Source organism: Microtetraspora glauca, from assembly GCF_040656155.1.
GTDB lineage: Bacteria > Actinomycetota > Actinomycetes > Streptosporangiales > Streptosporangiaceae > Microtetraspora > Microtetraspora glauca.
The window spans coordinates 333,293-352,786 of the sequence record NZ_JBFALK010000002.1 but is presented as its reverse complement, the minus strand read 5'-3'; the positions used below and the strand labels follow the sequence as shown (position 1 = coordinate 352,786).

The window sequence follows — 19,494 nt, the reverse complement described above, 5'->3', positions numbered from 1 at the left end:
CCGGCCCGCCGGGCCCCTCACGCCGAGGCGGCGGCGACCACCTCGTCGAACGGCATCCCCCGGCCGCGCTCGTACGACCGCGAGAACTCCTCGGGTCCGAGCGCGGCCTGCGCGTTCGCGGTGATGCGCGCGTGGTCGTAGGCGGTGACCTCCTCTATGCCGCGAATCGCGGCGGCGGCGCCGAGAAGGCGGGCGGCCAGTTCCGGCTCGTCGTCCAGCAGCGCCAGACCGGCCCGGGCGATCAGGATATATCCGATGATCGGCCCGTCCTGCGACGTGAGGGCGGCCTCCAGCGCCTCCGCGTGCATCCGCCGGGACCGGACCGCGTCGCCCTCCTGCTCGGCGAGCAGCCCGAGGGACGCCCGCAGGGTCGCGAGGAACTGCGGCGGGTGCACCTCGGGTCCGTCGAGCATCCCCACGGCCTGCGCGTAGTGCATGCGGGCGAGGTCGATGTCACCGTCCTCGCGGGCGAACTCTCCCTTGATGACGCACACGCCCGCCGCGCCGACCGGGTCGTCACCGTTCGCGCAGATGCGGGCCGCCTCGGCGAGCACCGCGGTCGCCCCCGCGCGGTCACCCGCCGCGTTGAGGGTGAGCGCCAGCCGGCCCCGCATGTACGGGGTGTCGTCGGAGGCGCCGATCTCATCGACGAACGCGATGGCCTCGCGCATGACCGGGATCGCCTCGGCGTTGTTCCCGCGCATGGCGCTGACCTCCGCAAGCGCGGACAGCGAGTTCGCGATGCCCCAGCGGTCTCCGGTCATGCGGAAGCCGTCCAGCGCGGCTCGCACGTCGGCCTCTCCCTCCTCGACCCTGCCGCTGTTGAAGTGCAGGTGACCGCGGAAAAGGTGGGCGGAGGCGACCAGCCACGGATCCCGGTCGGCGAACAACTCCTCCAGGAGCGCGTCGATGGGGTCGTCCTGGCGCAGGAAGAGGTTCAGCACCGGCCGGGCGAGCGCGACGATCGGATGCAGCGAGCCTGGTTCGAGGAGCCCGGTCAGTAGGGAGACGCCTTCGAGTGCCTCCCTCGCCCTCTCCCAGTCGGCGGATCCGCCCAGGACGGTCACGCCGTAGACCGCCAGCACCAGGGCCCGCTTGGCCGGGTCCATGTCCTCGGGGACGATCCGGAGCACTTCGGCGGCACGTGCCGCGCCCTCCCCGCGGCGGCCGGCCAGCCACCAGTACCAGCCGAGGGCGCCGACCAGTCGGACCGCCAGCTCCGCGGCGCCGCCGTCGACCGCCCGGCGCAGCGCGGCCGACAGGTTGTCCTGCTCTGCCGTCAGCCGCGCCAGCCACTCGACCTGGTCCCGCCCGCGCAACCGCGAGTCGGCGGTCTCCGCCAACTCGGTGAAATAGCCGGCGTGCGCCAGCTGTACGCGGTGCTCCTCGCCGGACTCGGCGAGCCGCTCGGCGGCGTAGGCCCTGATCGTCTCCAGCATCGTGTAACGCCCGCCGTCGTAGACGAGGAGGGACTTGTCCACCAGATGTCCGAGCAGGTCGACGGCCCAGCCGGACATGCCGGGACCGGCGCAGACCCGTTCTGCGCTCTCCAGCGTCGCCCCGCCCGCGAAGACCGACAGCCGCGCGGCGAGACGCCGCTCGTCCTCGTCCAGCAGCTCCCAGCTCCACTCGACCACGGCGCGGAGCGTCTGGTGCCTCGGCAGCGCCGTACGGCTCCCGCTGGTGAGCAGGCGGAAACGGTCGTCGAGCCGGTCGGCGATCTGCGCGGCCGAGAGGGTGCGCAGCCGGGCGGCGGCCAGCTCGATCGCCAGGGGCATGCCGTCGAGCTCGCGGCAGATGCGTTCGACGGCGGGGCGCTCGCCGTCCACCGTGTAGCCGGACCGGGCGGCGACGGCCCGGTCGGCGAACAGCCGGACGGCGTGATCGAGGTCGAGCGGCCGGACCGGCCACAACATCTCACCGGTGATCCCCAGCGGCTCGCGGCTGGTGGCGAGGACACGGACGTCCGGGCAGTCGGCCAGCAGCCGGTCCACCAGCACCGCGGCGGGCTCGATCAGGTGCTCGCAGTTGTCGAGCACGATCAGCATGCGCCGGCCCGCGAGAAGGCCGGCCAGCCGACCCATGGGGTCGGTCTCGGCGTGCGGCGCACCCGGATGCCTGGTCATCAGGGACGCGTCCCTGAGGCCGAGCGAGGCGAGCACCGTCTGCGCGATCTCCTCGGGATCGCGCAGCGAGGCGAGCTCGACCAGCCACGCGCCGTCCGGCATGCGGGCGGAGAGGGCCTCGGCGGTCTCGACCGCCAGCCTCGTCTTGCCCGCCCCGCCCGGCCCGAGGAGGGTGACCAGCCGGTGCCCGTCCAGCAGTTCCCCCGCGCGCTCGACGTCCGGCTCGCGCCCGACGAAGCTCGTCAGCCTGGCCCGCAGGTTGCCCTTGCGCGCGGCGGGCGCGGGCCGCGTGGCGTCGTGATGCGGCGGGTCGTGATGCGGCGGATCGTCACTCGGCGGGTCGCCATGCGGGGAGAGCAGGTCGCCATGCGGGGAGAGCAGGTCGCGGCGGAGCACGGCGAGGTGCAGCTCGGCGAGCTGGGGCGACGGGTCGGCGCCGAGCAGGTCGGCGAAGGAGGACCGGGCCTCCTCGTAGGCGGCGAGCGCCTCCACGTGCCGGCCGGACGCGTAGAGGGCCCGCATGAACTGGCCGCGCAACCGCTCGCGCAGCGGGTGGGCCGTGATCAGGGAGCGGAGCTCGGGCAGCACCTCCGCGTGCCGTCCGAGCAGCAGGTCGGCGTCGATCCGGTCCTCGGTCGCGGCGATCCGCAGGTCGTCGAGCCGGGCGATCTCGGGCGCCCCGTCGGGCAGGTCGGGGAGCGCGGGCCCGCGCCAGAGGGCCAGGGCGTCCCGCAGGGTGCGCGCGGCACCGGCGGCGTCGCGCGCGGCCAGCTCGCGGCCGCCGTCCCGGCAGAGCCGGGTGAACAGGTGGACGTCCACCAGCTCTGGCGAGACGGCCAGGCGGTATCCGGAGGGGTGGGCGACCACCAGATCGCGGTCGATCACCGCGCGGAGCCGGGAGATCAGGGCCTGGAGCGCGTTGCCGACGCCGCTCGGCGGGTTGTCCTCCCACACTCCCGCGACGAGGGCGTCGACGGGAACGGCACTGCCCGCGTCGAGGAGCAGCGTCGTCAGGAGGGCGCGGAGCCGCTGTCCGCCGATCTCGATCAGCCGCCCGTCCTGGCGGACCTCGAGAGGACCGAGGACGGCGAATTTCAGACGCGTGTCCCGTTCCGTCCCCTCCATGCCTCGATTATCGGTGCCCGGAGGGGCCGGCGAGTCATCCGGCCGGAAGCGATCCGGGACCGGGCGCGAACATGCCCGTCCCGTCACTCCGGCACCGCCGGTGAGCACGGCGGTCATGTCACTCCGGCACCACGGGTGAGCACGGGTATCGCATCGCCACGGGACCGCTCGCGGTGGCGGCCGGAGGAACGGATCGGCGCGATCCGGTCAGCGCACCGTCCAGATCCGCGTAGCATCATCGGGCATGGGGTCGCCGAACAAGTCAGGACGCGCGCGGCGTGCCGCCGCCATAGCGGCGGTGGCGCTCACCGCGACGGGCTGCGGGATCCTGGGCGGCGGCTCGCCCAGGAACCTCGACGTGATCAGTGTGTCGAGCCCGCGGTTCCGCGACGGCGCTCCCTTGCCGCACGGCTACTCCTGCAATGGAGGGATGGGCAACCCGCCCCTCCGCTGGTCGGGTACGTCGGGTGCCAAGTCGGTGGCCCTTGTGGTCGACGACAACAGCCCTCGAAGCGAAGCGGAGGTGCACTGGGTGGTCTTCAACATCGATCCCAACACCACTGAACTGGGCGAGAACGGCGTCCCCCGAGGTGCCCGGCAGGGCCAGACGACGACGGGGAAGGTCGGGTACGTGCCGCCGTGCGCCACCGAGGGAAACTACCGTTTCACGGTGTACGCCCTCGACGCGAAGCTCGATCTCCAGCAGGGCTCCGCCCTCGCGGATACCTTGCAGCACATCGCCGATCACACCATCGCCCGCGGGCGTCTCACTGCGGCGAACATCGAGTGACATGGTGAACACCTCAGGTAGCAGTGCCTCACCAATCTTCACCAAGGGTGTGACAACGGTCATCGTGGTCGAGCAGAATCGGATCCAATTGCTGAGCGCAGGTGAACAAAGGGGGCAGGTCGCGTCGATGGCCGCGCGACCTCACCGGCGCCGCTGGAAGGCCATGGCCTTGAGGGTGGTGCTATGATCGCGGTCATTTTTGGCCTCGTCGCCGTCGTGCTCTTGGTGCTGGTGGTCGTGGCCATGGGCATGCGGTCGATGAACCGCAGGGAGAGCGCGCTCTCTCCCGAGCGGATCAAGGCGATGGCCGAGAACAAGGGTCCTAAACCCCGGCGGCCGGCTGAGGACACGTTCTTCGAGAGTTTCCCCAAGGGCTTCGACGCCTTCGAGGAGCCCCCGGCCAAGCGCCCGGCCGGCCCCCGTCCGGCGCCCCGTCCCGGCGGCCGGCAGGCCTCGCGCCCCGCGCAGCGCGGCGGCAAGCAGCCCGCCGCCGCCCGCGGCCGCCGCGGGGTGGACGAGTGGGGCGAGCAGGACGATTACGACGACGACTACTGGACCCGCGTCCGCGCCGACGACGGCGGTTACGACGGCGCGGCCGGAGGGCAGGCGGGTACGCCCCGCACCGGCGCCGCCTCACCCGATCCCGACGCCGTCACGCTCCAGGGCTCCTTGCCGCAGCATTCCGGCGCGTCCGGCCTGGCCGATCTGGTCGAACCCCGGCGCGCCACCCCCGCCTCGGCACTCGCCGAGCAGAAGACCATGACCTTCTCCGCCCCGGCCTCCGACGCGCTGAGCGCTCTGGGCACCCCGGCGCCCGCCTCGCGGCCCGACCCGCTGCTCGACCGCGGCGCCCCGATGCCCACCGGCCCGTTCGCGGCCTCCCAGCCGAGCGGTCCCTTCCCCGCCCCGCTTGCGGGCGATCCGCTGGACACCTCCCGCGGCAGCGGCTCCTTCGAGGCCGTACGCGGCGCGACACCGCCCACCGGCCCGTTCGAGAGCGTGATCCCGTCCACCGGGATGTTCGAGGCCATCCGCGACACCGGCCCCGCCCCGTCCACCGCCTCCGCCACCGGCTCGTTCGAGGACGCGATCCCGTCCACCGGGATGTTCGAGGCCATCCGCGACACCGGCCCCGCCCCGACCTCCGCCCGCTCCACCGGCTCGTTCGAGACCGCCGTCCCCTCCACGGGGATGTTCGAGCGGCCCGCCTCCTACGACGTGCCTCCGGCCGACCCCTACGGGCCGACGGGGCGGTTCACCTCCGACACCGGCCCCTCCTACGCGGTGCCTCCGGCGAGCCCGGCTCCCCTCCCCTCGACTCCCTCATCGACTCCGCCCGTGGACGAGCCCGTCTGGGGGCAGGCGTCCCACACGCCACCTCCGGCGGCCACACCGGTCTGGCCGGGCGCGCGCGACGTGCTCGACGACCCCGAGCCGCCGCACGGCTACCAGACCCCCTCCTACGGCGGGTACTCCTCGGACCAGACCTATCCGCCCACCCCCACCTCGTCGTCCTACGAGGTGAGCGCCGGCTGGGCGACGATCGACGACTCCGACACGGTGACCGGGCCCACCCCGGCCTCCGGACTTCCCACCAGCCCCTCCAGGGCGGTCTCTCCCACCTCTGACGCCTCCTCGGCAGCGCCGTACGAGCCCGACTACTACGGGCAGGATCGGCAGCAGGGATACCCGAGCACGCCCGAGCCGTCCGCGTGGCCGGAGCAGAACCCCGGCGGCAGCTGGCCCTCCTACGACGAGCTGTACGGCGGCGCCACTCCGGAGCCGAGCGGACGCCGGGGCAGCCACCGCACCCCCGAGAGCGACTATCCCGACTATTACCGCTGACTTTCCTCCCACTTGCCTGACCTGCGCGTGATCCCTGCCATAGGGTCGCGTCATGACGGAGAGTGGCTATACGAATACAAAGCGTGATTGGCGGTCGGTTCTCCGGCACGACTTTCCCGCTTCGCTGGTGGTTTTCCTCGTCGCGGTGCCCCTCTCCCTCGGGATAGCCGTCGCGTCCGGTGCGCCGATCGCCGCGGGACTGGTCGCGGCGGTCGTCGGCGGCGTGGTCGCGGGCGCCCTGGGCGGGTCCGTGGTTCAGGTCAGCGGTCCGGCCGCCGGGCTGTCCCTGGTGGTCGCCGACCTCGTCCACACGTACGGCTGGCGCGCCACCTGCATGATCACGCTGATGGCGGGGCTGGTGCAGCTCCTGCTGGGGGTCTTCCGGGTGGCGCGGGCGGCCCTGGCCGTCTCCCCCGCCGTCGTCCACGGGATGCTCGCCGGGGTGGGCGTCGTGATCGCGTTGTCGCAGCTCCACATCGTTCTCGGCGGCCAGCCGCAGAAGTCCGCCGTGGAGAACCTGCTGGAGCTGCCCTCACAGATCATGAACAACCATGGCCACGCCGTCATGGTGGGCGTCATCACCATCGCGGTCATGCTCGTGTGGAACCGGCTCCCCCGTCTGCGCGCGGTTCCCGCACCGCTCGCCGCCCTCCTGATCGGGGCGCTCCCGGCGAGCGTGCTGGGCTGGGACATCACCAGGGTGGACCTGACCGGCGGGTTCTCGTCGCTTCAGGGTCCGGTGCTGCCGGCGGGCGACTGGCACGCCATCGTCTCGGCCGTGCTGCTGGTCTCCCTCCTCGCCGGGGTCGAGTCCCTGCTCACCTGCGTCGCGTCCGACCGGATGCACAGCGGCCCGCGCGCCGACCTCGACCGGGAGCTGACCGCGCAGGGGGCGGCCAACGTGATCTCGGGAGCGCTCGGCGGGCTGCCCGTGGCCGGAGTGGTCGTGCGGACCACCACCAACGTGCGGGCGGGGGCCCGCAGCCGGTGGTCGACGGTGCTGCACGGCGTGTGGGTCCTGCTCTTCACCCTGGCCTTCGGCTGGGCGATCATGCTGATCCCGATGGAGGCGCTCGCCGCCCTGCTGCTCTTCATCGGCGTCCAGATGGTGAACGTCGCCCATGTGCGCAACCTGCGCGGGCACGGCGAGATGCCGGTCTACTTCGTCACCATGGCGGGCGTGGTGCTGATCGGGCTCGCCGAGGGCGTCCTGATCGGGCTCGGCCTGGCCGCGCTGCTCGCGCTCCGCCGCCTCACCTGGCTCTCGGTGCAGGTACGGCCCGACGCCGGCTGCTGGCGCGTCGTCGTCACCGGCTCGCTCACCTTTCTCGGCGTGCCCCGGCTGACCGACTCGCTGCGGGCCATCCCCGCCGGCTCGGCGGTGGAGCTCGACCTGCACGTCGACTTCATGGACAACGCCGCCTTCGAGGCGCTGCACGCCTGGCGGCTGGAACACGAACGCACCGGCGGCACGATCGACATCGACGAGCTGCACGACGAGTGGTACTCGGCCGCCGTGAGCGGCACCCGGATGTTCCCGGCCAAGAGCCCGTTCCGGCACGACCGGTGGTGGCTGCCCTGGGCGTATCGGCGTTCCGGCCCCCCTTCCGGTGAGGTCGGCCCGGACGCGGTTCCCGCCGCGGCGGTCGCCGACGCGGAAGCCGTACCGGATCTGCTGAAGGGGACCCGGGAGTTCCAGCGGCGGACGGCCCCGTTGGTGCGGCCGCTGCTGACCCGGTTGGCGCGCGGGCAGGCGCCCTCGCATCTGTTCATCACGTGCGCCGACTCGCGGATCGTGCCGAACATCATCACCGCGAGCGGGCCAGGCGACCTGTTCACGGTCCGCAACATCGGCAACCTGGTCCCCCGCCATCGCATGGCGCCGCACGACGACTCCGTCATGGCCGCGGTCGAGTACGCCGTGGGGGTCCTGGCGGTGCGGACGATCACGGTGTGCGGGCACTCCGGTTGCGGCGCGATGGCGGCCCTGCTGGGCGAGGTCCCGCCCGCACCGGCCGAGTGGGAGGCGGTGTTCGGGACGGACTTCCCCTCCCTGCGCGGCTGGCTCCGCCACGGACGGCACACCCTCGCCCGTTTCGTGGCGTCGGAGAGCGCGGGGGACGACGCGGGCCCGCTGGACCGGCTCTGCCGGGTGAACGTGATCCAGCAGCTGGACAACCTGCGTTCTCATCCCCGTGTGGACGCCCTGGTCCGGTCGGGGAAGCTGGAGCTTTCCGGCCTGTACTTCGACATCGGCTCGGCGAGCGTCCACGTGCTGCACCAGGAGCGCTTCACGCCCGTGCCCGAGCTGCGGGCCGCGGCGGGCACCGGATGAAGCGGGGGTACGCCGGGTGCGGCCGCTTCGTGGTCTCCCACCTGCCGCGAGGCGGCACTCCCGTTCACCTGAGCACACGTCGTCCGCTCATCGTGAAACGCCGGAGACACGCGCCGCCATCGGGCTAAGGATGACGGTATGAAAATCTTGGTTATCGGTGGTTCGGTGTTCCTCGGCCGGGCGATCGTGGCGGAGGCGCTCCGCCAGGGTCACGAGGTCACGACGTTCAACCGCGGCAAGAGCGGGCCGGACGCGCCCGGGGTCGAGGCGGTGCACGGCGACCGCGGTGTGTCCGCCGACCTGGACCGTCTCGTCGAGGGCCGCACCTGGGACCTCGTGATCGACGTGTGCGGCTTCGTCCCGCGGGTCGTCCTCGACTCGGTACGGAGGCTGTCCGGGCACGCCGGGCACTACACGTTCATCTCCAGCATCTCCGCGTTCCCCGGTTTCCCCGCCGAGATGGAGCTGAACGAGGACTCCCCCCGGCACGAGTGCCCGCCGGACGCGGACAGCGAGTACGGCGACTACGGCGTACTCAAGGCCGGCTGCGAGCGGGCGGTCGAGGAGCACTTCGACGGGCAGACCCTGATCATCGACCCGGGCCTCATCCTCGGGCCGTACGAGAACGTCGGGCGGCTGCCGTGGTGGCTCACCCGGATCGCCCGCGGGGGCAGGGTGCTCGCGCCCGGCGACCCCTCGCGGGCCATGCAGCTCATCGACGCCCGGGACATCGCGGCCTTCACCGTGGACCGGGCGGCCAAGGGCACCACGGGCCGGTTCCTCACGTCGGGGGTGCCGGGCAACACGACGTACGGCGACTGGCTGCGGGACTGCGTCGAGGTCACCGGCTCCGACGCCGAACTGGTCTGGGTCGACGACTCCGTCCTCCTCGAACACGACGTCCAGATGTGGACCGAGATGCCGCTGTGGGCCCCGGACAGCCCCGAGATGGCGGGCGTCTGGCTGCCGTCGTCGGCCAAGGCGCTCGCCGCCGGTCTCACCTGCCGCCCCGTCAGCGAGACGGTCCGGGACACGTGGGCATGGCTGAAGGACATTCCTGAGGACCAGCGCAGCTTCGGGTCCTCCATGCTGAGCCACGGCATCGACCCCGAGAAGGAGGCACGCGTCCTCGCCGCGTGGGACGCCCGTTCCTGATCTCCGTTCCGTTTACACGTGGCTCTAGGCTTGCGGCCATGCGGGATCTGTCACTGTTTGTCACCCTGATCATCGTGTCGGCCGCCGTACTCGCCGTGGCCTTCACCGCCACGGCGAAGTGGCGGGGCCGGAAGCCGGACCGGCCCTCGACCGCCTCGCGCGGCAGCGCGCGAGGCGGCTCGCCTGGTGGCTCGCCGCGCGGGCGGGGAGCCGGGGCGCCGTCCAGACGACCGCAGGGGCGCCCCACAGGCCGCGGAACAGGTGCCCCCGCCCCATCCGGTCGGCGGCGGGGCGAGCCGTCTCGTGGACGCCCTCAGCCGTCGGATACGAGTACGGCGCAGCGCCCCGGGGAGATCTGGTGGGCGGACGTGCCGTTCGAGGACGGGCCCGGTTCCAAGGTCCGGCCCTGCGTGGTGTTGAGAACGCACCGGGGTGGCGCCGAGGTGCTGAAGATCACCAGCCAGGATCAGCGCCATCGCGACGACCACATCGAAATCCCCACGCGTACGTGGGACCACGACGCCGACCACAACAGCTTCCTCGATCTGAGCGATCCGATCCGGGTCACCACCGCCGCCTTCCAGGACCGCGCCGGAGAGCTGGATCCCAAGATCTGGCGGCACGTCTGCTCCCTCCACGGAATCCCTCGCTAGCCGGGTTCGCATGACCGGCAGGCTTTCGGCGATCTGAAGATCATGGTAAGGATCTCCCATGCGCCGCTCCCCGGCAGTCTTACTGGCGATCATCGGCTTCGTCGTCGCCATCGGCGCCGCCTTCGTGCTCACGCTGACGTCGCTGCTCCCCGCTCAGGACCAGACCGACCTCGGCTCCGCGGCGGCACCCTCGCCGTCGGCCTCTCAGGTGGCTGATGAGGAGCCGGAGGAGGACGAGGACGTGCCACCGGAGCAACGCCTCCCCGCGGGAACCGCGTTGCCGCTCAGGATCGATCAGGAGACCCGTGACCTGCTCAGTGCCGCGGCACGGGCCGCCGTCGATCCCTCGGGTCCCGCGAAGAGAGCCGTGGACGTGACCGACAGCGGCACCATCTACTACGGCGAGATCTACGGCACGACCCCCGACGCCGATGCCTACTACGTCGTCGCGTCCATCGACCGGCTGTATTTCTGGGAGCTGGAAGGCAACGGGCCTTGGCAATACCGAGGCGACTATGACGCACGGGTGTGCATGCCCCCCGTGCCCTCCGTGCTCAACAAGGCGTGGGGCGCACCTTTCGGGGGCGGGCCGACCCCGAACCCGGTCCCCACATGCAGCTGACCGGCCGGCCTCATGGCTTCCGTCCGCGGAGATCGATCCGGTCGCACGCCTACCAGGACCCGGCTCCGCACCTTCACGCGCACGCCCACGCCCCGCCCTTTACGGCGTCGGCGCTCGGTTCTCGGCCGTGTGGGGAGGCGAACCGCTCGTACAAGATCTCTGCCTGCGGCCGTGGTCCATGGTTGTCCACGAGTGTCCAGCGTCGTTCGTCGGCGTTGTCACGCGGTTGGTCACGCAGCGGATTCAAGGCTGCCGGCGAGTCATGATGACGAATCCGCAGCCGTCCGTTGTGGCGTTGAAGGTTCTGGTGGGTACGAAGCCGAGTCCCTGAACGACCTGCTGGGCACGGATGTTTAAGCCGGCGACGGTCACCCGAAAGGCCATTGGCCGGAAACGTGCGGCGCCGTACTCCAGGCCGGCGGCGATTGCCTGCCTACCGAGACCACGGCCCGTCAATTCGGGACGTAGACCTCCACCCGTGTCAAGCGCTGATTCGTCGTACTCGCCGCCTGGTACGCGGCCGTCACGGCCGAACACGCGATAGCCGATGAGTTCCCCCTTATCCACGAGGGCGACATATCCGTTTCGGGGATCTGTGAAGAACTCCGGATCCGTGTCAACGAGGTCGTAGCAGTCATAAGGCGCGGGATAACGCCATGTGACGATGTCGGCCGCGTACTCGTCGGTCATATCAACGATTTCCACGACACCCAAGGGAGCAAGTCAGGCGCCGTTGAGTCAACAGGCACTCAAGCTGCGCGTCGCTCATGTCGAGGTGCGACAACCGCTAGAACGGCCGTCCCACTTGCCCGAACAGGGGATATACCGCCGGTATACGACCTCCTGGAATGGTTGCCGCATCCTGCGATCAAGAAGGAGGCCAATGAAGGTCGGAGTAAGAAGAGCGCTCAAGGCGGCTGTGATCGGTGGGCTGATGGCCGGAGCGGTGATTGTTCCGACGACGGCCGCGCACGCGGCGTCCTGGAACTGCAGCAGCGCCCCTTATGGCAATGGCTGGTGGGCGAAGTGCAGCCAGGGCCCTAGCGGTTACGAATATCAGGTGTGGGCCCGATGCTACAAGATCGGTACGAGCAATTACACGATCAGGTGGGGCCCCTGGCGGGCGATCAACCGCGAGCCGTCCACCGTGAGCTGCCAAAGCACCGAAGAGGTGGGTGGAGGCGGCGTCTTCCACGCATAGCCCGAGCCTGATCCGCGTGCGCTCCGGCCGGAGCGCACGCGGATCACGTGGGCGGCGACAGGGCGCCGCGCGTGCCGGCCGCGCCCTGTCGTCAAGGACGAAGCCTCACGGTGACGGGCGATCCTGAAGGATGCCCGATCACGACACCGACCGCGAACTCCTGGTGCTGTGTTCGTCATCTCGAACGGAAGAACTCCGCCACGACGTGAGCGTGCAGGGGAAGGCGAGTTCCCGCGGCCCGTCGATCAGCAGCCATTGCGAAGTCTCGGCCGCGGAGGCAACCGGCGGAAGGTCGGCCGATCCGGTACGCGGCCCCGGAGCGAAGACCGGCAGCGTATCGTCAGGAGCGCTGAGCACGTCGAAGAGCCGCACGTCACCGGCGCCGACGAGAACACCGGCCTCCTCGCGTAGTCCTCGGACGGCCGCCTGCTGTCAGGATTCGCCGACGTCGATGATGCCGCCACCGGTGGACCGCCTCACCGCGGAGGAGGCGGGCACCGCGCAGGGTCTCGCCGACTATCTCGATCACATGACACGGGCGCGCCACTTGAAGCGGTTCACGAGATGATCGCGGCGATGCCGGTGAGTAGCGCGGACCCGCTGGCGACCGGGAGCGCGTACCACCACCGCTCGATCCTCCGGATCCTGGCCCAAGACGGTGGCCGGCGACTGCGCCGCATGAGCGACCTGGCCGGTAAGGGCTCGCCCGTCCAGCACGGCCAGCAACGCGAACCCATCCCTCGCACGCGAGTCGATCAACGCCTCACGCGCGGCCGCATGCGTCCAGTCGATGACCGGCTTGGCGCTATCGGTGTAGGCGTCCCCGCTGGAAAGCACCTCCCGCAGCCGTTCACGCAACGGCCGGTCCGCCGCACGCAGCAGCCCACGGATCGCCGAACGGATTTCCCATCCCCATGCCCGGTAACAACAACGATCACCCTGGCACAACGAGACAGAGCACCGCGAGAGCTCACGAAAACACCAGTCACCCAGGGGGGCGGTTCGGCCCGAGGTCGGAGAGGCGGCGGCGGCGGACGAGTCGGCCTGTAGGCCGGGTTCTGTGGCCGGCTTTCGCCGGCCGGCGGCCATCCATCTAGGACCGCCGTTGCCGGCGGTCTCAAGCGGTCTACCCGCGCGGCTCGGGCGGGCAGCCCTCGAACGTCGCGCGCGGGACGCTCCTCGCGGAGCGTCCCTTCTTGACCTTGCTCCAGGTGGGGTTTACCGAGCCGCCCACGTCACCGTGGGCGCTGGTGGTCTCTTACACCACCGTTTCACCCTTACCCCCGCGAAGGGGGCGGTCTGTTTTCTGTGGCACTGTCCCGCGGGTCGCCCCGGGTCGGCGTTACCGACCACCTCGCCCTGTGGAGCCCGGACCTTCCTCGGCGGGGCCGTGCCGAACACGAGACCCCGACGCGGCCGCCCGGCCGGCTCGTCCGCCGTGCGTCCCAGCCTAACGGCCTCCCAAGCGCTGTCCAACCCGGCGGCAAGCGTCCGGAACCGGATATCACCGGCATCGTACGGCGCGAGCCGCCGCCGGGCCCGGGTCAGCCCAGGTGAGCGGTGTCGTTGAGCGCCCGCACGACCGCGGGGCCGTCGGCGTAGTAGTCGATCACCGAGAGGCACGCCACATCGAGATGCATCCGGTAGAGCGCCTCCGGAGGCGCCATGAGCGCGAAACGGACCAGCAGCTTGATCGGGGTCACGTGCGAGACAACGAGCACGGTCCTGCCCTCGTGCTCGGCGATGATCCGGTCCCTGGCCCGCTCGACCCGCTGTCCCGCGGCGGCGAAGCTCTCTCCTCCGGGCGGGGCGACGGAGGGGTCGCCGATCCACGCCGCCAACTCCGCCGGCCAACTCCGCTGGATCTCGGCGAACGTGTGACCCTCCCAGGCGCCGAAGTCGGCCTCCCTGAGGTCCTGCTCGATCCGCACCGGAACGCCGGTACGCGCGGCGACCGCCTCTGCCGTCTGCCTGGCCCGCGTCAGCGGGGAACTCACGATCACGTCGATGGCGTACGGCTCGCGCGAGAGCCGGAGCGCGGCGGCCTCGGCCTGGACGCGCCCCTTGGGCGTGAGGGAGGGATCACCCAGGCCGGAGAAGCGCTTCTCCACAGAAAGCGGCGTCTCCCCGTGCCGGAGCAGCAGGAACGACGTGGCGACACGGGTGGGCCGGGGCATCCAGCCGTTGCCCTCGGCCCTCGTTCCGGCCTTGCCCTCGGTCCTGTCCTCGCCCCTGCTCTCGGCCCGCTCTGGCGCCACGCCCCCGGAAGGGGTGACGGTCCCAGAGGGGGTGACCAGCTCGGAGGGGGTGACCGCCTCGAACAGGGTGGCGGGGGCGGACGGAGTGACCGGCGCGGAAGGGGTGATGGGCGCGGTCACGGAGGCGGCGACGCCCGTGGACTCCCACTTCAGGCCCTTGGCGGCGGCGTCCATCGCCTCGTTGGCGAGGCGGTCGGCGTGGCTGTTCTGCTCGCGCGGAATCCACTTCCAGGTGACCCGCAGCCGCCGCGCGAGCGCGCCCGCCTCGAGCGCGAGCGGCCGAAGGCCCTCGTTCTTGATCTTCCAGCGGCCGGCCATCTGCTCGATGACGAGCTTGGAGTCCATCCGCACCTCGGCGGAGGCCCCCTCGCCGCCGAGCGCCAGCAGGGACTCAAGGCCCGCGATCAGGCCGCGGTATTCGGCGACGTTGTTGGTCGCGGTGCCGATCGCCTCGGCGGACTCGGCGAGCACACGGCCGTCGGCGTCCTTCACCACGGCCCCGTATCCCGCGGGACCGGGATTGCCCCGGGAGCCGCCGTCGGCCTCGACGAGGAACCTCACAGGCCGGACTCCGCGGTGCGGACCAGGATCCGGCGGCACTCCTCGCAGCGGACCACCTCGTCGTGCGCGGCCGCGCGGATGCGGTTGAGGTCGGCGATGGACAGGCTGGTCCGGCAGCCGAGACAGCGCCCGCCGTGCAGCATCGCGGCGCCGACCCCCGACTGCTCACGCAGCTTGCCGTACAGCGCCAGCAGGTCGTCGGGGATGTCGGCGGTGATCGCGGGGCGCCGGCCCTGGAGCTCGGCCGCCTCCTTGTCGATCTCCGCGAAGGCCGCGTCGCGCCGGCCCTCGGCGACCGCCAGCGTCGCCGCCACCTCGTCGCGCCGTCCCTTGACGGTCTCGACCCGCGCGTCGGCCGCCTCGCGGCGCTCCATGATCTCCAGCACGACCTCTTCGAGGTCACCCTGGCGGCGCTGCAGGGAGGCGATCTCGGACTGGAGGCTCGCCAGGTCCTTCGGGGAGGTCACCTGACCCGAGTCGAGCCGCTTCTGGTCGCGGTCGGCCCTGAGGCGGACGGCGTCCACGTCCGCCTCGGCCTTGGTCTGCTCCCTGGCCAGGTCACCGGCCTCGGTCTCGGCGGCGATCGCCTCCGTGGCGGCCCGGGCGAGGTTCTTCGACAGGTCGTCGATCTCGGCGAGCTCGGGCAGGGTGCGGCGGCGGTGCCGCAGCCGGTCGAGACCCGCGTCGAGCTCCGCCAGATCGAGCAGACGCTTCTGTGCTTCGGGTGCGGCCTTCATCCCAGATCCTCAAGGTGCTCGCGGGGGCGAATACGGTGTCGTCGACGTCCACGCGTCGGTGACGATGCGGGAGACGCGCGCCTCAACATTAATGCCCTTCGCGGCCAGCGCGGACGTCAGACGCTCGGCGGCGTCGGCCAGCCAGGGCCACTCGGTCGCCCAGTGCGAGGCGTCGATCAGCGCGGGGCCTCCCTCGGCCTCCATGAACTCGCTCGCCGGGTGGTGGCGGAGGTCGGCGGTCAGGAACACGTCGGCTCCCGAGGCGCGTGCCGTACCGAGGAGGGAGTCGCCCGCTCCCCCGCTGACCGCGACGGTGACGACGGGGCGGTCGGGGTCGCCGGCCACGCGCAGCGGGCCGGCCGTGCCGGGCAGGCCGGAGGCGGCGCGCTCGGCGAAGGCGCGCAGGGTCATCGGGGACGGCAGCGTCCCGATCCGGCCGAGGCCGCGGCGCGGGTCGTCCACGGCGGGTCGCAAGGGGCGCAGTTCGCCGGACAGGCCGACGGCGCGGGCCAGCGCGTCGGAGACGCCGGGGTCGGCCACGTCGGCGTTGGTGTGCGCGGTGTAGAGGGCGACGTCGTTCCTGATCAACCGGTGGATCACACGGCCCTTGAAGGTGGTGGCCGCGACGCTGGTCGTGCCCCGCAGATAGAGAGGGTGGTGCGTGACGATCAGATCCGCGCCGTATTCGAGCGCCTCGTCCACGACGACCGCGACCGGGTCGACGGCGAAGAGGATCCTTCTCACGTCCTGCGCGGGATCACCGCACACCAGCCCGACCGCGTCCCAGGACTCCGCCCAGGCGGGGTCGTACAGTGTCTCCATCTGGGCAACGACGTCCGCAAGCACACGCGCAGACTACCGCCGCCGGGGCTTTCCGAGATCACCACGGTCGCCTACCGTGAGGATCCAGGCTCGGCCGATCGGGAGAGCGGTGAGTGTAACGTCCCGGACAAACACCGTATAGAAGGGACTCCAGCATGCCCTCTCTGGATCTCCACAGGGACGCGGTCGTCGCCGACACGCACAACGACCTTCTCATGGCCGTCTCGGCCCGCCCGCCGCACCAGTGGGCCTCGTTCTTCCGGCGCCAGTGGCTGCCGCAGCTCGTCGAGGGCGGGGTGGACGTCCAGGTCCTCCCGGTGTTCATCGACAGCGAGTTCCGCCCCGAGGGATCCCTCCGCCAGACGCTGCGGATGATCGAGTGCGCGCACGTGCTGGCCGAGGGCAACCCCGAGTCCGTACGGCTCTGCCTCGACGGCGACCAGATCGACGAGGCGCTCGCGCTCGGCCGGATCGCCCTGGTCCTGGCCATGGAGAGCATGCCGGGCATCGACGACAGCGTCGAACTCATCCCGACCGTGCACCGGCTCGGCGTGCGGGTCGCCTCGATCGCCCACTGGGGGCGCACGCCCCTCGCCGACGGCAGCGGCGAGGACGCCACCGGCTCCCGGCTGACGGCCGCGGGCGTCGAGGCGCTCAAGGAGATGGAACGGCTGGGCATGATCTTCGACGTGTCGCACCTCGGGGCGACCGGCGTGGAGCACGTCCTGGAGATCGCCACCCGTCCGGTCATGGCCACGCACTCCTCCGCCCGCGCGCTGCGCGACCACCATCGCAACCTCACCGACGCGCAGCTTCGCGGCGTCGCCGCGACCGGCGGCGTGATCTGCGTGAACTTCCTCGCCGCCTTCCTCACCGAGGACGCGCGCGCCGCGACCGTGGACCATCTGGTGGATCACATCGAGCACATCGCGGGCGTCGCGGGCATCGACCACGTGGGTCTCGGCCCGGACTTCATCCGGGAGGTGTACGCCGACCTCACCCCGCCGTGCTGCGAGGACGTCAGCTTCAGCGGGCTCGACACGGACGCGGCCATCCCGGGCCTCGACGGCCCCAGGGGCATGCCCCTGGTCACCGAGGGGCTGCTCAAGCGCGGCTTCTCGGAGGAGGAGACCCTCAAGATCCTCGGTGACAACGTGGCGCGCCTGTTCCGGGCGGAGCTGGGGCGCCCCCGGTGAATCTCGACGCGATGCTGGCCGATCTGGAGGAGCTCGTCCAGTGCGAGTCGTACTCCACCGACCACGCGGCCGTGGAACGCAGCGCGAAGGCGGTGGCCGCGCAGGGACTGCGCCTGCTCGGCGCGGAGCCCGAGACGATCGTGATCGACGGCGTCACCCACCTGCGGTGGTCGTTCGGCACGCCGCGGGTGCTGCTGCTCGGCCACCACGACACCGTGTGGCCGATCGGCTCGCTGCTCGCGCACCCCTGGTCCGTGATCGACGGCGTGGCCCGCGGGCCGGGGGTCTTCGACATGAAGGCGGGGCTCGTGCAGCTGTTCCACGCGCTCGCCTCGCTGCCCTCTCTCGACGGGGTCTGCGTGCTGGTCGTGGGCGACGAGGAGCTGGGCTCGCCGACGTCCCGGCCGCTCATCGAGTCCGTCGCGGCGGGCTGCTCGGCCGCGTTCGTCCTCGAGGCGAGCGCCGGCCGGGGCGCGCTCAAGATCGCCCGCAAGGGCGTCTCCCGCTACGAGCTCCTCGTGTACGGCAAGGCCGCGCACGCGGGTCTCGAACCCGAGCTCGGCGCCAACGCGGGAGTCGAGCTGGCGCACCAGATCCTGGCGATCACGGAGATCGCGCATCAGGTGGACTCCTCGTCCGACGCGGGCATGGTCTCGGTCACGCCCACCCTGCTCTCGTCGGGGACCAGCACGAACACCGTCCCCGCGACGGGCCGGGTGGCCATCGACGTCCGTGTGCCCGACCTCGCGTCGCAGAGCCGGGTGGACGAGCTCATGCGCGCGCTCACCCCCCGGCTCCCGGGCACGCGGCTGGAGCTCCTGGGCGGCCCGAACCGGCCTCCCCTCGATCCCGCGTCGTCGGCCGCCCTGTTCGCCCGTGCCGTACGGACGGCGGAGGATCTCGGCATGGGACCGCTCGAGGGCGTGGCGGTCGGGGGCGCGTCCGACGGCAACTTCACCGCCGGTGCGGGCTGCCCCACCCTGGACGGCCTGGGCGCGGTGGGCGGTGGGGCGCACGCCGCGGACGAGCACGTGATCACGGGTGAGATGCCGGTCCGCGCCCGGCTGGTCGCGGCGCTCGTCGGCTCGGTGCTCGCGGAAACCGCGCCGTGACCGGCGGCGGCGACCACGGCGCGCCCGCCCCTGCGGCGGAAACCACGGGTACAGCGGTGGACACGGCGGGGGACACAGCGGCGGAAACCACGGACACGGCAGCGGACACGGCGGCGGCCGAGGCCGCGGCGAGAAGCGGCGTGCGGATCCGCGAACTGCACGACATTCCGGACTTCGAGCGGGTGGTCCGGGTGTTCGATGAGATCTGGCACCCTGAACCCCACAATCCGCCCATCACCGTGGAGCTCATGCGCGCGCTGTCGCACGCGGGGAACTACGTGGCGGGGGCGTTCGACGGGGACACCCTCGTCGGGGCCTCCGTCGGGTTCTTCGCCGCCCCCGCGGGCAAGGCCCTGCACTCGCACGTCACGGGCGCCGTCAGGCGCGGCGCGGGCTTCGCGCTCAAGCTCCACCAGCGGGCCTGGGCCCTGCGCCGGGGCCTGCGCCGGATCACCTGGACCTTCGACCCGCTCGTACGGCGCAACGCCCACTTCAACCTGGCCAAGCTGGGCGCCCTGCCGGAGGAGTACCTGCCCGAGTTCTACGGGCCGATGGCCGACGCCGTCAACGCCGACGACGAGTCCGACCGTGTGCTCGCGGTCTGGCGGCTGGACGCTCCCCACGTCGTCCGGGCATGCGGGTTCGCCCCTTACCTTCCGGAGGTTCCCGGTGACGCGGTCAGGGGAATCTCCGACGAGGGCGGACGACCGATCGCCCGCGCGGTGGACGGCCGGGTGATCCTCGTCGCCGTCCCCGAGGACGTCGAGACGCTTCGTCACGCCGATCCCGGTGCCGCCAAGGCCTGGCGGCACGCCGTACGGGAGGTCCTCGGCGGCCTCATGGACGGCGGCGCGCGGGTGGCCGGGTTCGCCGGCGGTCACTACGTGGTCCTGACCGCGCCGGGTAGGGCACCGGGGGTGGCACCCGGGAGCGCCGGCGTGATCGGGGCGTGAACA

The 19,494-nt window shown here is 71.8% G+C and carries 15 protein-coding genes and 1 other RNA gene; 9 read left to right on the top strand and 7 right to left on the bottom strand.

Translation table 11 applies throughout. The features are described 5' to 3' along the window. Positions 1-17: 17 nt before the first annotated feature. Positions 18-3,251, bottom strand: coding sequence for an AfsR/SARP family transcriptional regulator (locus AB0I59_RS04775; RefSeq protein WP_358130089.1), 3,234 nt, complete (start codon positions 3,249-3,251; stop codon positions 18-20). A 244-nt stretch (positions 3,252-3,495) separates the two neighbouring features. Here AB0I59_RS04775 and AB0I59_RS04770 point away from each other — a divergent pair, with 244 nt between their 5' ends. From AB0I59_RS04770 to AB0I59_RS04745, 6 genes are all read left to right on the top strand, one after another. Next, positions 3,496-4,041, top strand: a complete 546-nt coding sequence (locus AB0I59_RS04770) for a YbhB/YbcL family Raf kinase inhibitor-like protein (RefSeq protein ID WP_061255304.1) — start codon at positions 3,496-3,498, stop codon at positions 4,039-4,041. A gap of 183 nt (positions 4,042-4,224) precedes the next feature. Next, a complete protein-coding gene (locus AB0I59_RS04765; RefSeq protein ID WP_358130086.1) occupies positions 4,225-5,886 on the top strand; it encodes a hypothetical protein in 1,662 nt (553 codons plus the stop codon). A gap of 52 nt (positions 5,887-5,938) precedes the next feature. After that, positions 5,939-8,221, top strand: coding sequence for a SulP family inorganic anion transporter (locus AB0I59_RS04760; RefSeq protein WP_061255302.1), 2,283 nt, complete (start codon positions 5,939-5,941; stop codon positions 8,219-8,221). A 138-nt stretch (positions 8,222-8,359) separates the two neighbouring features. Beyond that, on the top strand, positions 8,360-9,376 hold the full coding sequence (locus tag AB0I59_RS04755; RefSeq protein WP_358130083.1) for an NAD-dependent epimerase/dehydratase family protein: 1,017 nt from the start codon (positions 8,360-8,362) through the stop codon (positions 9,374-9,376). 38 nt (positions 9,377-9,414) lie between these two features. Beyond that, complete coding sequence (locus AB0I59_RS04750) at positions 9,415-10,029, top strand: type II toxin-antitoxin system PemK/MazF family toxin (protein ID WP_358130080.1); 615 nt, start codon at positions 9,415-9,417, stop codon at positions 10,027-10,029. A gap of 58 nt (positions 10,030-10,087) precedes the next feature. Then, complete coding sequence (locus AB0I59_RS04745) at positions 10,088-10,651, top strand: hypothetical protein (protein ID WP_358130077.1); 564 nt, start codon at positions 10,088-10,090, stop codon at positions 10,649-10,651. A gap of 243 nt (positions 10,652-10,894) precedes the next feature. On the opposite strand, the gene AB0I59_RS04740 is transcribed toward AB0I59_RS04745, so the two are convergent. The 6 genes from AB0I59_RS04740 to AB0I59_RS04715 all read right to left on the bottom strand — a co-directional run bounded on the left by AB0I59_RS04740 (position 10,895) and on the right by AB0I59_RS04715 (position 16,254). Beyond that, positions 10,895-11,356 (bottom strand): GNAT family N-acetyltransferase, encoded by a 462-nt coding sequence (locus tag AB0I59_RS04740; protein WP_358130074.1) that lies wholly within the window; start codon positions 11,354-11,356, stop codon positions 10,895-10,897. 1,021 nt (positions 11,357-12,377) lie between these two features. Next, positions 12,378-12,710 (bottom strand): hypothetical protein, encoded by a 333-nt coding sequence (locus AB0I59_RS04735; RefSeq protein ID WP_358130071.1) that lies wholly within the window; start codon positions 12,708-12,710, stop codon positions 12,378-12,380. Positions 12,711-12,883: 173 nt separating this feature from the next. Next, an RNA gene (rnpB, locus tag AB0I59_RS04730) (RNase P RNA component class A) lies at positions 12,884-13,284 on the bottom strand. Between the two features lie 112 nt (positions 13,285-13,396). Next, on the bottom strand, positions 13,397-14,671 hold the full coding sequence (locus AB0I59_RS04725; protein WP_358130068.1) for a bifunctional RNase H/acid phosphatase: 1,275 nt from the start codon (positions 14,669-14,671) through the stop codon (positions 13,397-13,399). Beyond that, the gene (locus AB0I59_RS04720) at positions 14,668-15,408 is read right to left on the bottom strand and encodes a zinc ribbon domain-containing protein (protein ID WP_358130065.1); all 741 of its coding nucleotides are present in this window, start codon (positions 15,406-15,408) and stop codon (positions 14,668-14,670) included. The genes AB0I59_RS04725 and AB0I59_RS04720 overlap by 4 nt, the downstream gene beginning before the upstream one ends. 9 nt (positions 15,409-15,417) lie before the next feature. Beyond that, positions 15,418-16,254: a Nif3-like dinuclear metal center hexameric protein gene (locus tag AB0I59_RS04715; RefSeq protein WP_358130062.1), complete on the bottom strand. Its 837-nt coding sequence runs from the start codon at positions 16,252-16,254 to the stop codon at positions 15,418-15,420. Between the two features lie 131 nt (positions 16,255-16,385). Between AB0I59_RS04715 and AB0I59_RS04710 the strand changes: the two genes are divergently transcribed. Genes AB0I59_RS04710 through AB0I59_RS04700 form a run of 3 tightly spaced genes read left to right on the top strand, consistent with a single transcriptional unit; the run spans position 16,386 to position 19,491 of the window. Beyond that, the gene (locus AB0I59_RS04710; protein WP_061255293.1) at positions 16,386-17,426 is read left to right on the top strand and encodes a dipeptidase; all 1,041 of its coding nucleotides are present in this window, start codon (positions 16,386-16,388) and stop codon (positions 17,424-17,426) included. Then, complete coding sequence (locus tag AB0I59_RS04705; protein WP_358130059.1) at positions 17,423-18,538, top strand: M20/M25/M40 family metallo-hydrolase; 1,116 nt, start codon at positions 17,423-17,425, stop codon at positions 18,536-18,538. The genes AB0I59_RS04710 and AB0I59_RS04705 overlap by 4 nt, the downstream gene beginning before the upstream one ends. Beyond that, entirely contained in the window at positions 18,535-19,491 is a 957-nt protein-coding gene (locus AB0I59_RS04700; RefSeq protein WP_358130056.1) for a GNAT family N-acetyltransferase, read from the top strand. Before AB0I59_RS04705 ends, AB0I59_RS04700 begins: the two co-directional genes overlap by 4 nt. Positions 19,492-19,494: the final 3 nt, after the last annotated feature.